Below are 13,825 nucleotides of genomic sequence, written 5' to 3' on the forward strand. Positions count from 1 at the left end.
ATTTAATTGAGAAGTATTATAAACACTTTGCTGCGTGTTTAACTGAATATTGCCCATCCATCCTTCATTTAAATTTCTGGAAATATTTATATTGATGATTCCTCCTGTAATATCAGCATTATATTCACTTCCAGGATTGGTAATTATTTCGATATTTTTAATATTTTCAGCAGGAAGCGCTTTTAACATAGCAATGATTGTTTGCCTTGGCAAATTGCTTTTTCTATTATTAATATACACAGTAGTATTAGTTTTATTAATAATTGAAAAAAAGTCATCATTTTCATTATAAATTACCAATGGTACATAACGCATTAACTGTAATCCATTGATACCGGCTGCCACCCATTTATTGGGTGTAAAAACAAAACGATCGCCCCTTTTTACAAAAAGCGGTTTTTTAGCATTAACTGAAACATCTTTTAATGTATGCACAGAATCAACAAGCGTAATTTGCAAATGGGCATCACTATTTAGTGTAATAGTTTGCATAAAAGTATTGTAGTTAAGGCTTTTACAAACCAGCAAATACCGACCTTTAGGTAAAGATGGAACAGAGAAATTACCTAAACTGTCTGATACCCCCGCACCTATTAATACACTATCTTTTTGAACAAGAATCGTAGCTAATAGGATAGGCTTATCAACAGCATTTTTTATATTGCCATGAATAGAATACTGACTCAAAGCTGGTATTGAACAAATTGAAAATAGTAAAATATAGAGTACTTTTTTGAGAAAAAAATTAATTAAACAATCCATATTGCATTTTTAGTTAAAATTTATTCATTTCAATTGCCTAATTCTAACTGGTTCTTTATTAATTGAAAATAATGGCTTTTATTATATACTAATTTTTCATGATTGCCTTGTTCTATAATTCTTCCGTTATTTAAAACAATAATTTTATCTGCATTTTTTACAGTACTCAACCTATGCGCAATAATAACAACAGTTTTTCCATGAAAGAATTTATTCAAATTATCCATTATTTCTCTTTCATTGTTTGCATCTAAAGAACTAGTGGCTTCATCAAAAAAAATAAATTCCGGATTTTTGTAAATAGCTCTTGCAATTAGTATACGCTGTTTCTGACCACCACTTAATTGCATCCCTACAGAACCAACCTTAGTATCAAATTTCATAGGCAGGCTCAAAACAAAGTCGTAAATGCATGCTATACGCGATGCTTCAATGATTTTTTCAATATCGATATTTTCATCAGCTATTGCTATATTTTGTGCAATGGTGCCGGCAAAAATATGTCCATCTTGTAGCACACTACCGCATCGCAATCGCCATTCATTTCCATTTAATTCAGATAAATCTAAATTATTCAAAAATATATTACCATTTGTTGGTTTATAGTAACCTAAAAGTAGTTTTAATAAGGTAGTTTTACCACTTCCACTATTCCCAACAATAGCAGTAATTTTATTTGAAGGTATCTGTAAATTAATATTATGAAGGACAAACGGATTAAAGCTTCCCGGATATTTAAATGAAACATTTTCCAGATTGATTGATGCAATAGCCGAAGGTGATGTTTCTTTTTCCGTGTATGCTTCCTCCGATTCAGAATATACTTCCTCAATTCTTTCTTTAGCGATTATTGTGTCCTGAAATTCTTTTACATCATTTGTAAAGTTCATTACAGGGCCATTTAGTTGACCAAGTATATAGGTAATACTTAATAAAGAACCAACCGTCATTTTGTTATGTATTATTAAATATGCGCAAAGCCCTATTATCAATAGTTCTTTTATTTTAGAAAAAAAATTGGCACCTATTAGCTGATACATATTTAAAAATAATGACTTTAAATTCAAATGATTTAATTTTTCCTGTAAATATGTAATTTTTTTTATTTTAGTATTTTGAGCAGAAAATACTTTAATTTCTGGCATATTCATGATAAATTCATACAAAAAATTATTCATTTCAGATTGCTTCAAAAACATTGCATACTCTAATATTTTTCGATTATTGAGAAAAAAGCTGATCCACAATACAGAGAAAAAGCTGAAAGCAAAAAAAAGAAAAAACACCAATGGATTGATAAAAAAAAGAATAACAGAAAAAATTATGAAATTTAATATGTCAATTAAAAAACCTAACCCTTTCCAAGTAATAAATGATTGAATTTTTGAGTGTTCATTTATCCTAATAAGCGTATCTGAATTAAGTCTGGTATCAAAATACTGAATAGGCAATTTTAATAATTTGTACAAAAAGTTTTCTTTTAACTGAATAGAAAGGTTATAATTCATTTTTGTTAAAATCAAATCACTGAATAACTCACCTAAAAAATTACTAAAAAATAAAATAAATTGTGCTATAAGCAGTATCCAGACTAAGGAAACTGATTTACCTAAAATACCTTTATCAATTGTTTTCTGAAAAAAAAACGGCATTGCCCAGTTAGCAAGTAAACCAAGAATTAATAAAATTGCAGCTAATAAATATTTCCCTTTATTAAGAAGTAAAAAGTTTTTAATATTATAATTAAATTCTTTACTCTTAGCATTTACTAACTTTGAAAAATTGATTTTTTTACTATATTTTTTATCTTCTACATAAATAGCAACGCCTTTTAAATTTGTTCCCTGCCACTCAGATTGAAAAGCTTCCTGATCTATTCGAATTTTCCCATATGCTGGATCTGCTAAGTAAAATTCATAATTACCATTCTTTTTTTGTTTAATCCTATACAAAACAACAAAGTGTTCCTGTTTCCAAAATAAAATTAAGGGTATTGATATATCTATCAATTGTTCAATGGTCAATCTAATTCCCTTAGCATTAAACCCAATTTTTAATGCCCCATTAATAATATCTTGAACTGAAACACCCATTCGAGTGATTTCACAAGCCTTTTTAATATGTTGTATCGGAATCTTTTGATTATAATAAAGTGCAATCATTGCAAGGCAAGCCGGACCGCAATCAACACTTTCCAGTTGATGAACAAACTTGATTTTGTTACTATTGAATCGCCAAAATTTCATCAATTTTCTCTTTTATAACATTGTTTTTTTGATTTTCATCGCCATTATAAACACAATATTCTTCATTTTCTAAAGCCTCTAAAGCATGCTGTGAGCAACCTCCATTGCAAAGGGGCAGTATCCTGCAAGAAAGACAGGGTTTATTTTGGAATTTTGAGTTCATTCTTTTTTCTAAATAACCGTCTTCCCAAACTAAATCGCCTTCACGACTTAAATAGCCCGCCCTGTTTTGGCTTGTAAAATCACGTGCAGTACATTTAAATATATCACCATTATAATTAATAACTGCACTATTCAGCTTATCAGCATAACAGGAAGCATGTACATTATTGGGTGAATTTTTGGTGGTTGCATTCATTTTTTTATTGCGGATACGTTTAACATTATCTGCCAAATGAATATCTGTATCATCTAATGCTTCATTTTGCCATACTCTATGAAAATCAAATATCAGATATTTATCCTTAATTTCCTGTTCAATATCGTCAAACTCTTCTGCAATTCTATATATATCATGTATGTTTTTATCAGTGTAATTTATACGAAGGCGTACAAAAAAATGATTGTTAAGTAGAAGTTTTATATTTTCAATTATTTTACTATATGAACCTTTTAATGCGCTTACAAAACGAACCATATCATGCTTTTCTTTGTACCCATCTAAAGTAATTTGCAAACCACAACTTATTTTATTTTTTTTAAAATAATCAATAAACTCCTGGCTAACCAAATAACCATTGGTTGTAAATCCAATATCATACTCAATATTTGTTTGCTTTACTTCATGTAAAAAATGATTTATGATGGGAATCACATCTCTTTTAAAGTACAATAGTGGCTCGCCACCAAAAAAAGACAATGTAAAATGCCTTAAAGCCTTTTTTTGCAATATTTTCGTGCAAAATTTATTTATACTGTCAATCATTGTTTCGTTAAGAGATGAACCTTTTACATGCGTTTCATAACAATACCAGCATTTAAAGTTGCAATTCATGCTTGGGTTGATTGTTAAAAAAAATAATTCAGGATTGTAGTCTACTTTATAACGTAAGTCTTTTACCAGTTGCAATTCATCTACCGATTCGTTTACTATAAATGATTCATTTATTAAATACTCATAAAATGTTGGATGTATTTCTTTCAATCCCTCTATTCCTTCTAAGATAGCAGCCTCTAATAATTCTTTCAAAAAACTTTCTACAAAAATTACTTTTTGATAAAAGGCATTATAAATTGCAAACTTATCATTATAAGGTATAATACTATTATACTTACTAAATTTCATAAAAAAATAATTTATTTTATTTAATGTCGTTTTCCACAACCCTTTACACAATTTCCTTTACAATTTGTATTGGTTCCGGTGGCAGGTTTCGTTGTTTTTTTATTGTAACAATTAACTTTACAGTTCCCGCTATTACAATTATTACTCATTAAATTATTATCCGTTAAACCACTTGTACATTCAAGGGCAGATGAAAAACCACCTATTAATTGTCCATTTTCTTTGGTGGTAAGTTGTTCAATATGAATTATCATAAAATTAATTTTAAATATTTAAAGCACTGTCATCAAAAAAAATAATGACAGTGCTAAAATGGCATTTTTTATAAATGCGTGCCACATGCAATTATATTTGTCTGATGGCATCCTTTTACACAATTACCTCCATTACAATTATTTGTAACCGGATCTGACATTGATAACTGATTAAAGGAAGCAGCTAATGAAAAGCCACCCATTAAGGTCCCATTTTCAGTTTCATATAATACTTCAATGGCATTTAAATCCAATTGCTTAGATTTTTTTTGTTCATTGGTATTTTTCATTTTGTTAATATTTATTTTCCCCTCCCCTGCCTAACACTCATGGGGTCAGATCTTCAGCGGATTTTTTACCTGCTTGTCTGCAAGGGGCTAATACCTGTTTATTGCATGGCCTTTGTAACAAACAGTTTTCCCTTTTTTTACCGGTAAATGGTATGATGGGTGTACATCCAAACATATGAGATAAAAATAATCACTCAAAACCACAAAAACGTACGTAGTTTTACGCTATTTTATACGTATTTCTGCGTTATTTTAAAAACCCTAAACAAAATTTTGTAATTCATTTGCTTTTACATAATATTGGAATATTAAATATATTCCTGTATGGCTACCCCTTTTTCCGCAGCCATTGTTGATGATCGTTTGCGTGATTTGGAATTAGTGAAAAACCATCTCCAAAAAATAAAGGAGTGTGGCAGTATTTATACCAGTACTAACCCCAATCATTTTTTTGAACATTTAAATACCACCCCCTATTTACCCGATATTGTTATTACCGATTGCCAAATGCCCGAAATTGATGGTATGGCATTAACCCGTTTAATAAAACTGTTTTTCCCTTCCATTCAAACAATTGTTGTTTCCGGTTTATTGTTAGAAGCAGATGTGGCCGAATTATTAGATATTGGTGCCAGCGCCGTTATTGCAAAAGGTTCATTGCAAATACCAAAAAACATTACTTTACAAATGGCTATTAATGCAGTTACACAAAATAAAATTTTTATTGACCCTTTTTGGGAGGAATCACTCGTACAAAAATTATTAAGCCAGTTACAAGAAAAAAAAGAACACCGGCACACACCCCATTTCTCTGAACATGAACAAAAAATAATACAATTATTGGCTACCCATCATCAATACAAATCCATTGCCCAACTTATGCACTTATCGCACCGTACCGTTGAAACCCATATAAAAAAAATAGCAGAAAAAGCCGATACAACTAATAAGGCGCAAATCATTGCCTATGGTATTAAAAACTTTCTTATCCGCGTATTCCGTGGCTAATTTTCAGTATACTTTACCTGGTTTCTGCATTCACTTTTTCCAAAAAATAATAGGTGCATTAACTATTTATTCACTCTATTTTCAATAAAATCTAAGGCAATGGCATAGGCAACTAATGCAAATGCCTTCATTTCCAATTTTTTACCTTTATTTTACAGCATTTTAGTACCCTAAATGCACTGTTATCTATGATTGTTAATTTAAGTGATACCCATAGTTTGGTAAGTAATTTTACGGCGGAAATCAGAAATATTCATGTTCAAACCGACCGTATGCGCTTTCGCCGCAACTTAGAGCGCATTGGCGAAATTGCTGCGTATGAAATTAGTAAACAATTGCCTTGGCATGAAGTGGAAACACCTACCCCATTGGGTATTCACAATAGTAAAGTTTTATTAGAACAGCCGGTATTAGCCACCATTTTACGGGCAGGTTTACCCATGCACCAGGGTATGTTGAATTATTTTGACAAAGCAGATAATGCTTTTGTTTCAGCCTACCGTAAACACCACCACGATGGCAGTTTTGAAATTAACTTGGAATACATGAGCTGCCCATCATTAGACAATAAAACCATTATTATTACCGACCCCATGCTGGCTACAGGGGCCTCATTGGTGAAAACCATTCAATTCATTCAACAGGAATATACACCGGCTGCCATACATGTAGTGGCCGCCATTGCCTGCACCGTAGGTATTGAATTTGTACAAAGAGAATGCGGCACCAACATCCATTTATGGTGTGCCGATATTGATGACGAATTAACGGCAAAAGGATATATAGTGCCCGGACTGGGTGATGCCGGCGATTTGGCTTATGGATATAAAGACCAATCCTAACTTTTTTTTGTTAAATTGTTCAACAAAATAAAAAGATATACAGCATTTCTTGTATTTTGTATATCTGTTTTTCATCACTTATAAATGGCAAGGATGGGTTACTGCATTTTATAACATGCTATGTTTAAATTGTTCATCCATTGGCCACTGTACCCATGAAAAAAATTGTACTATTTACCTTACTGCTGTTAGGATGTCTGCAATTGTGGGCACAAGACCCGCATTTTTCACAGTTTTTTTCTTCGCCGCTTACCCTTAGTCCTGCCTTTACCGGTAAGTTTGATGGCAACTTACGTGTAGCCGGTAATTACCGTAACCAATGGCCTACCATTAATAATGCCTTTACAACCGGTACTGCTTCTGTTGATTTTCATATTATGCAAAATAAAATTGCACCTAACGATGTTTGGGGCTTGGGCTTTATGGCCTATAATGATAACAGTGCCAACGGTGCCGTAAAGTTTAATTATGCAACGGTTTCTACTGCTTACCATAAAGGATTAGATGAAGATGGCAACAATACTATTGGCCTGGGTGTGCAATTAACCTATGCCAACATGATGATTAATACGGCCGGGCTTACTTTTGAAGACCAACTTACCAGCAATGGCTTTACCGGTGTTACCAGCGAAGTATTTAATGGAGCTACCCTAAAATCGAATTACATGGATGTGAATGCCGGTATATTATACAATGGCAGTACCGGCGAAAGAAATAATTATTATCTAGGTGTTAGTTTATACCATATAACACGTCCGCAGCAATCATTTACCGGTGCCACCTATTCATTAAACCCTAGGGCTACCATTCATGCAGGTACCTATTTTCCCATTAGTGATAATACTACTTTGCACCTAAGTGCTTTACAAAGCTTTCAGGGCGGGGCTTCCGAAACAGTTATCGGTGGGGCTTTTCAATTTACCCCTACCCTTAATTTAGAACAGGATGTTAGCGTATATGCCGGTGCATGGATGCGTTTAAAAGATGCTATTATTCCGTATGTAGGGGTAGAATATGGCAGCTTTCGATTGGGTGCTTCCTACGATGTAAATACCTCTTCTTTAAAAACCGCTTCACAAGGTGTAGGTGGCATTGAAGTATCGCTGATTTATATTCAAAAACGCAGCGATGCCAAACCCATTAGTTGTCCTAAGTTTTAAACCATTCATCAGTTTATCGGCTCATCGTTGCTTTCCACTTACATAAGGATTATTTTTCAGGAAAAACCGATAGGGTAACAGAGCATCTTCCCCTGCATAGTCAACCCCTATCCGTTGTGTAACCATAATATCATCCGGCATAACTTTAAACCCATCATCGGCTATGTACAAATCCTTTCCTGTTAATAGCCAACCATTGTGTTGCCGGTTTATACCCAAGGCTTTGGTAACATTACCCGGTCCACGACCTATGGAATAATCAGCCTTATTTTTTTTCATTCTTTGCTGCATGATAGCCAATCCGGCTATCGGCTCAATGGCTCTGATAAGAATAGCATGTGGGGTATTTTCATTTCCGGTAACTACATTAAACATTTCATGAATGCCATAACACAAATACACATAGGCACAACCTCCCTGTGCATACATGGTTTTGGTACGCGGCGTATAGCGCCCTCCAAAGGCGTGTGAAGCCCTATCTTCCACCCCATTATAGGCCTCTGTTTCCACAATACGGCCAATAGTAAGTTGTTGGTGAAAATGAGTAATCAGCAACTTTCCCAATAAACTTTTAGCCACATCGGTAACATGCATATTCCAATAAAATGAAAGTGGCAGTACTTGCATATCCATAATAACCAATTCATTGACAATTTAGTGTATTAAGGGCATTGAACCATTTAGCCCATGTTTTAGCATTCATTTATGGCATAAATAAAATGAAACTGCTATTTTCGTAATAAAAACCCCCATTGCTGAAAGAAATTATTATAGCAGTACAGGCTTATTTCAAAGCACATCGGTTTATTAAACAACACCAATTGTGGAAGTGGATTATTATACCGGGTATTTTATACGCCTTGCTGTTTGTGTTTAGTATGGGCTTTTTTTTACACACCACCAGCGGCGTTATTGAATGGTTAAGTTTAAAAACAGGTTTAAAAAACTGGTTAGATAAAATGCAAAGTACCTGGCTGGGATTTTTATTTACCCTATCCAGTTTAGGCTTATTGCTTTTGCAAATGTTGTTTTACTTTTCCTTCTTCAAATATTTTTACCTGATTGTCGGCTCTCCGGTATTTGCTTACTTAAGCGAAAAAACAGAAGCCATTATGAATCATCAGGAGTACCCCTTCAGCTTTCGTCAATTAGGTGCCGATATGTGGAGGGGTATTCGGTTGGCCATTCGCAATGCGGTATGGCAAAGCATTTATCTAATTGCATTGATGTTTTTAAGCATTATACCTTTATTCGGATTAATTACACCTATTATTGCCCTATTTATTGAAGCATATTACTACGGATTTTCTATGCTGGACTATAGCATGGAACGCCACCAAAAAAATATGAGTGAAAGTGCTTATTACATTGGAACGCACAGGGGAATTGCTATAGGCAATGGTTTAGTGTTTTACTTAATGCATTTTTTACCGTTTATAGGGTGGGTATTGGCTCCGGCTTATGCAGTAGTGGCAGCAACACTGGCATTGTATCCATTACATGAAGATGAACCACCTAAAATTTATGTGCCCGGAAAACCTTCCATAACCCACAAAAAAAATTAAACCAATTACTTTATTCCTTTGGCATGAAACCAGGCAACGTTTTTTTAATTCCGGCTCCTTTATACAATAACGCACTAACTGCATTACCCCGGTATCTTTTACCTGCTATTCAGCAATGCCAGGCTTTTTTTGTAGAAAATGAAAAGACCACCCGGCGCTATTTTAAATTGCTATGGAAAGAAATGGTAATTGATGATTATGCTTGGTTTACCATTCATAAAGCCGAGGGCGATGTGCTTGCCCATTTTAAACAACTGTTGCTGCAAGGAAAAAATATTGGTATTGTTAGTGAAGCAGGTTGCCCCGGCATAGCCGACCCCGGACAAATTTTAGTAGCTACTGCACAACAATTGAAGGTAACGGTACACCCTTTGGTAGGACCTAATTCCATTATTTTGGCATTAATGGCAAGCGGCATGAACGGACAACAATTTGCGTTTGAAGGGTATTTACCAATTGATGCTGTTGAACGAAAACAAAAATTGAAAACATTAGAGCAATTATCTAAACAACACAACAGCACGCAAATATTTATTGAAACGCCTTATCGCAATCAGGCTTTGTTACAAGATATACTGCAGGTTTGCAAAGCTAATACACTGCTTTGTATAGCAGTTGATATTACGGCCCCTACCGAACAAATTATTACCCAAACAATTGCCGAATGGAAGTACACCCGGTTGCCATTACATAAACGTCCGGCTATTTTTTTACTGCAAGCTTAAAACCGATTATTATGGAATAACAACCGATTTACGTTGCCGCGTATGAGCACTAAAATAGCCCAATACGCCCCCACTGATATTGCTGGTAGGATTAGCCGGTGTGGCAGCATTATTTTGTAAATCTTGCAAACCCCGTACATATTGATAAATGGGTTTATCAATACAACGCATTTCTACCATAATGGTATCACCGGTATTAATGGTACTATCGGGCTCAATTAAAGGGCGTGTTGAAACACCACCATTGGTTAAATTATCATCCCAAACAAAAATGCGCTTGTTTTCAACGCCATTGATGTATTCAATAAACCAATAGTAGTTGGCAACATCGGCAGGGTCGGTGTATTGCGGTTGAATTATAGGAATTATTTTTCCTGCAAATACAATATTATCCGTTAGCAATGCATCTAAATTAACTTGCTGCGGCATGGTTGAGGAAGCAGTATAAGTATTCCCACCCTGCACTACCTGCAACCGATAAGTAGTACCCGGTGTGCCTATTAAATTATTGTTGGTATAAGTACCCGGGGAAGTTTGCAGCAATGGATATACGTTACCATGTAAATCACTTATCGTAACTGTTGCATCTGTAACAGGCGGAAAAACATTATCAGCACTAAAATTAACCGTTTTCGATAACAATACTTGGGCAGGAGAGCTATTCGTTACAGTGCCTTCTATTACCAACTGTGGGGCTACATTTTTCAAATCAATATTGATAATTTTTTTGCAGGAGAAAAGTACTGACAAAAAAAGCAATGCTATATATACAACTACACGCATAGGTTAAAATTTAAAGTTCCAGGTAATGCTGGGAATAAAACGGAATAATGAGGTTTGTTGTGCTACAGTTTTATTGGGATTATTCGGATCATCAATAAACGTTATGAAATAAGGATTTTCTCTTCCATACACATTATACACACCAAAAGTTAAACTGCTTTGGTATTTACGGTAAGGGTTGTGTTTATTTTGAACAGTAGCAGCAATATCTAACCGATGGTAAGCAGGCATACGGTAGCCATTCCGCTCAGTATACAGAAACACGGTTTGGTCGTTTACCCTGTATTTGCCACTGGGATAGGTAACGGCATTACCGGTATTGTACACCCAGTTTGCAGAAAGGCTCCACCGCTGGTTTACCTGGTAAATACCTACCACGGTAATAGCATGTGTTTGATCTTGCCGAGCCGGAAAATATTGATTGTTGTTAATACCCGGAAACTTCCTTTCCGTTCTTGATAAAGTGTAACCTATCCAACCCGTTAATTTTCCTACTTTTTTCTTGGCAAAAAACTCAATACCATAAGCACGTCCAATACCATAAATCAATTCACTTTCTACATTGTCATTGGCTTGCAGGTCGGCTCCATTTCTATAATCAATTTGATTTTGCAACCATTTATAGTAGGTTTCTACCGAAAATTCATATACCTGATTTTTTGAATTTTTATAGTACCCTATGGCCACCTGATCGGCTATTTCAGGTTTTACATTATTGGTACTGGGCAACCATAAATCGGTAGGTGCCCCTACGGTTGAATTGCTGAGCAAATGCAAGTTTTGCACATTGCGATTGTAGGAAAATTTTAAAGAGGCGTTGGTATTCAACAAATAGCTGGCACTGAAACGAGGTTCTAAATTCCAGTAGCTGGCAACGGCCTTCCCTTTAGGTACATGCAGGGTATCAATAGTATTGCCATTACTATCGTACTGATAATAATTGCCCGGCCCTACTGCCGATAAATTAGAAAGGCGCAATCCATAAACAATATTCAGTTTATCGTTAAAACTTAATTCGTGCGATACATACAATGCACTTTCATATGAATAGCGATTTTGTATGGTAGCACTTTTTAAATTTGAAGTAGCACTGGCAGTAATAGCACCCGGAGAAACAGTATGGTGTATAATGTTCCCTCCAAATTTTATTTTGTTGTTATTGTTAATGAAGTAATCAAAATCCTGCTTCAAATTCCAGTCTTGAATTTTAGAAGTTATTTTAAACTGGTCGGTACCCGATTTAATGCGAATAACATAATTGTAATTACTGAAGATTAATGAAGTGTTTGAAAACAGCTTATTACTTACAATATGGTTCCAACGCAAGGTTCCGGTTGCATTACCCCAATCGCTGCCAAAAGTTTGGCCAAAACCCAACACATCGCGACCAAAATAACCGGATAAATACAAATGATTTTTATTATTTAAGGTATAGTTGGCTTTTAAATTCAAGTCGTAAAAATATAGGGTGTTGGTATTAATGGCTGAATCGGGCGAAAGTTTTAAAAACAAGTCGGCATAGGTTCTGCGACCACTAATAATAAATGAACCTTTATTTTTTACAATAGGCCCTTCCACGGTTAATCGTGAGGCAATTAAGCCAACACCGCCATCCACATGGTATGCCTTATCATTACCATCCTTCATTTTAATATCCACCACACTACTTAATCTGCCACCATATTGCGCCGGCATACCTCCTTTATAAACGGTAACATCTTTAATTGCATCGGAATTAAAAGTAGAAAAAAACCCTAATAAGTGCGAAGCATTATACACCGGGGCTTCATCCAATAAAATTAAGTTTTGATCGGCACCACCCCCTCTTACAAAAAAGCCGCTGTTACCATCACCGGCCGATTTAATACCCGGTAATAATTGTATGGATTTTAATACATCGCGTTCCCCTAATAAAACCGGCAACTGATTCACTTCACGCATATTCAGCTTATCAACCCCCATTAAAGGCTTGGCTACATTTTCGTTTTTCTTTTTAGAAGAAACCACTACTTCTTGCAAAGTATTGGTTAATGGAACCATATTAAAATTTTGTTCGCGGTTACTATTGAAATTAATTTTTTCATTAATGGTTACATAACCCGCATAACTCACCATAACGGTATAAGTACCGGGTTTAATAGTAATAGAATAAAATCCATAAGCATTGGTAGTAACACCAATACCCGGTATTTCTTTTAATTGAATAACAGCACCAATTAATAATTCACCCGATGTTTTATCGCGAACCACTCCATTTAATGTAAACTTGTTTTGTGCCTGCGCAGTGAATGCTGCTACCACGAATAATAACCATAGGAAAATACGCTCAAAGCCGGTTTTCTGCATAATACCCTTCATTTTTTGTAGTGATTACAACAAATAATTGTGCATTTAGTTGCTGCATGCGCAAAGATGCAGGATAAAATAATAGCAAATCATGCATTTGTATGAACAAAAACATGCAGGGAAATAAAAATAATGAAAAAATAATATTTGTGTATTGAGTGATTGATTATTGGGATTCAATGGTGCCAACACCACCATTGCCGCGTATTTCAATTACACTATCTACAATAAATTTCTGCATACCGCGCCAGGGCAATGCACCCATGTACAGTTTATAATGCAAATTCATATCACGCCCCGAATTTTGTTCTAATATAGCTGCTACTTTAGGATTGGTTACACTGAATGAAAACTCATTGCTTTGCACATTGGCTTTAAAACCACTTTGTATAATTTTTCCTTCCCAGGTTTTAAAAATAACTCCCTTGTGCTGAAATGTATTCAACACACCGGCTTTGGTGCCCGTTGCAAATACAAAATAAAATTGCCAGTAAAACCAGCCGGCAGCAATAATAAGGAGAATAATAATGGTATTACGCAGCCATTTTCTTGCTTTCAT

General features: G+C 34.8%; 14 protein-coding genes. 5 read left to right on the forward strand and 9 right to left on the reverse strand.

Features of this window, described 5'->3' with window-relative positions; translation table 11 throughout:
* The 5 genes from ACP5P5_RS10060 to ACP5P5_RS10080 form a co-directional block, all read right to left on the reverse strand.
* Positions 1-687, reverse strand: a 687-nt coding sequence (locus ACP5P5_RS10060) for a carboxypeptidase regulatory-like domain-containing protein (RefSeq protein ID WP_428285978.1), incomplete at its 3' end; no start/stop codon positions are given.
* Between the two features lie 104 nt (positions 688-791).
* Complete coding sequence (locus tag ACP5P5_RS10065) at positions 792-3,008, reverse strand: peptidase domain-containing ABC transporter (protein WP_428286061.1); 2,217 nt, start codon at positions 3,006-3,008, stop codon at positions 792-794.
* A complete protein-coding gene (locus tag ACP5P5_RS10070; protein ID WP_428285979.1) occupies positions 2,986-4,293 on the reverse strand; it encodes a radical SAM protein in 1,308 nt (435 codons plus the stop codon). The genes ACP5P5_RS10065 and ACP5P5_RS10070 overlap by 23 nt, the downstream gene beginning before the upstream one ends.
* A gap of 20 nt (positions 4,294-4,313) precedes the next feature.
* A complete protein-coding gene (locus ACP5P5_RS10075; RefSeq protein ID WP_428285980.1) occupies positions 4,314-4,547 on the reverse strand; it encodes a hypothetical protein in 234 nt (77 codons plus the stop codon).
* 68 nt (positions 4,548-4,615) lie between these two features.
* Positions 4,616-4,837 carry a hypothetical protein gene (locus tag ACP5P5_RS10080; RefSeq protein WP_428285981.1) on the reverse strand — a complete coding sequence of 74 codons (222 nt, stop codon included), beginning with the start codon at positions 4,835-4,837 and terminating at the stop codon, positions 4,616-4,618.
* Between the two features lie 324 nt (positions 4,838-5,161).
* Between ACP5P5_RS10080 and ACP5P5_RS10085 the strand changes: the two genes are divergently transcribed.
* The 3 genes from ACP5P5_RS10085 (at position 5,162) to ACP5P5_RS10095 (ending at position 7,847) form a co-directional block, all read left to right on the forward strand.
* Positions 5,162-5,845, forward strand: a complete 684-nt coding sequence (locus tag ACP5P5_RS10085; protein WP_428285982.1) for a response regulator — start codon at positions 5,162-5,164, stop codon at positions 5,843-5,845.
* Positions 5,846-6,033: 188 nt separating this feature from the next.
* A complete protein-coding gene (gene upp, locus ACP5P5_RS10090; protein WP_428285983.1) occupies positions 6,034-6,687 on the forward strand; it encodes a uracil phosphoribosyltransferase in 654 nt (217 codons plus the stop codon).
* A 155-nt stretch (positions 6,688-6,842) separates the two neighbouring features.
* On the forward strand, positions 6,843-7,847 hold the full coding sequence (locus ACP5P5_RS10095) for a PorP/SprF family type IX secretion system membrane protein (protein WP_428285984.1): 1,005 nt from the start codon (positions 6,843-6,845) through the stop codon (positions 7,845-7,847).
* Positions 7,848-7,868: 21 nt separating this feature from the next.
* Here the strand turns inward: ACP5P5_RS10095 and ACP5P5_RS10100 are convergent, their stop codons facing one another.
* Positions 7,869-8,480, reverse strand: coding sequence for a DNA-3-methyladenine glycosylase (locus ACP5P5_RS10100; RefSeq protein WP_428285985.1), 612 nt, complete (start codon positions 8,478-8,480; stop codon positions 7,869-7,871).
* A gap of 119 nt (positions 8,481-8,599) precedes the next feature.
* On the opposite strand from ACP5P5_RS10100, the gene ACP5P5_RS10105 reads away from it, so the two are divergent.
* Positions 8,600-9,412, forward strand: coding sequence for an EI24 domain-containing protein (locus ACP5P5_RS10105; protein WP_428285986.1), 813 nt, complete (start codon positions 8,600-8,602; stop codon positions 9,410-9,412).
* A 23-nt stretch (positions 9,413-9,435) separates the two neighbouring features.
* Complete coding sequence (locus ACP5P5_RS10110) at positions 9,436-10,137, forward strand: SAM-dependent methyltransferase (RefSeq protein WP_428285987.1); 702 nt, start codon at positions 9,436-9,438, stop codon at positions 10,135-10,137.
* A 9-nt stretch (positions 10,138-10,146) separates the two neighbouring features.
* Here ACP5P5_RS10110 and ACP5P5_RS10115 read toward each other — a convergent pair whose 3' ends face one another.
* From ACP5P5_RS10115 to ACP5P5_RS10125, 3 genes are all read right to left on the reverse strand, one after another.
* Positions 10,147-10,920, reverse strand: a complete 774-nt coding sequence (locus ACP5P5_RS10115; protein ID WP_428285988.1) for a DUF4249 domain-containing protein — start codon at positions 10,918-10,920, stop codon at positions 10,147-10,149.
* Between the two features lie 3 nt (positions 10,921-10,923).
* On the reverse strand, positions 10,924-13,266 hold the full coding sequence (locus ACP5P5_RS10120; protein ID WP_428285989.1) for a TonB-dependent receptor: 2,343 nt from the start codon (positions 13,264-13,266) through the stop codon (positions 10,924-10,926).
* A 166-nt stretch (positions 13,267-13,432) separates the two neighbouring features.
* Entirely contained in the window at positions 13,433-13,825 is a 393-nt protein-coding gene (locus ACP5P5_RS10125; protein ID WP_428285990.1) for a hypothetical protein, read from the reverse strand.

Source organism: Hydrotalea sp., assembly GCF_049968455.1.
Classification (GTDB): Bacteria; Bacteroidota; Bacteroidia; order Chitinophagales; family Chitinophagaceae; genus Hydrotalea.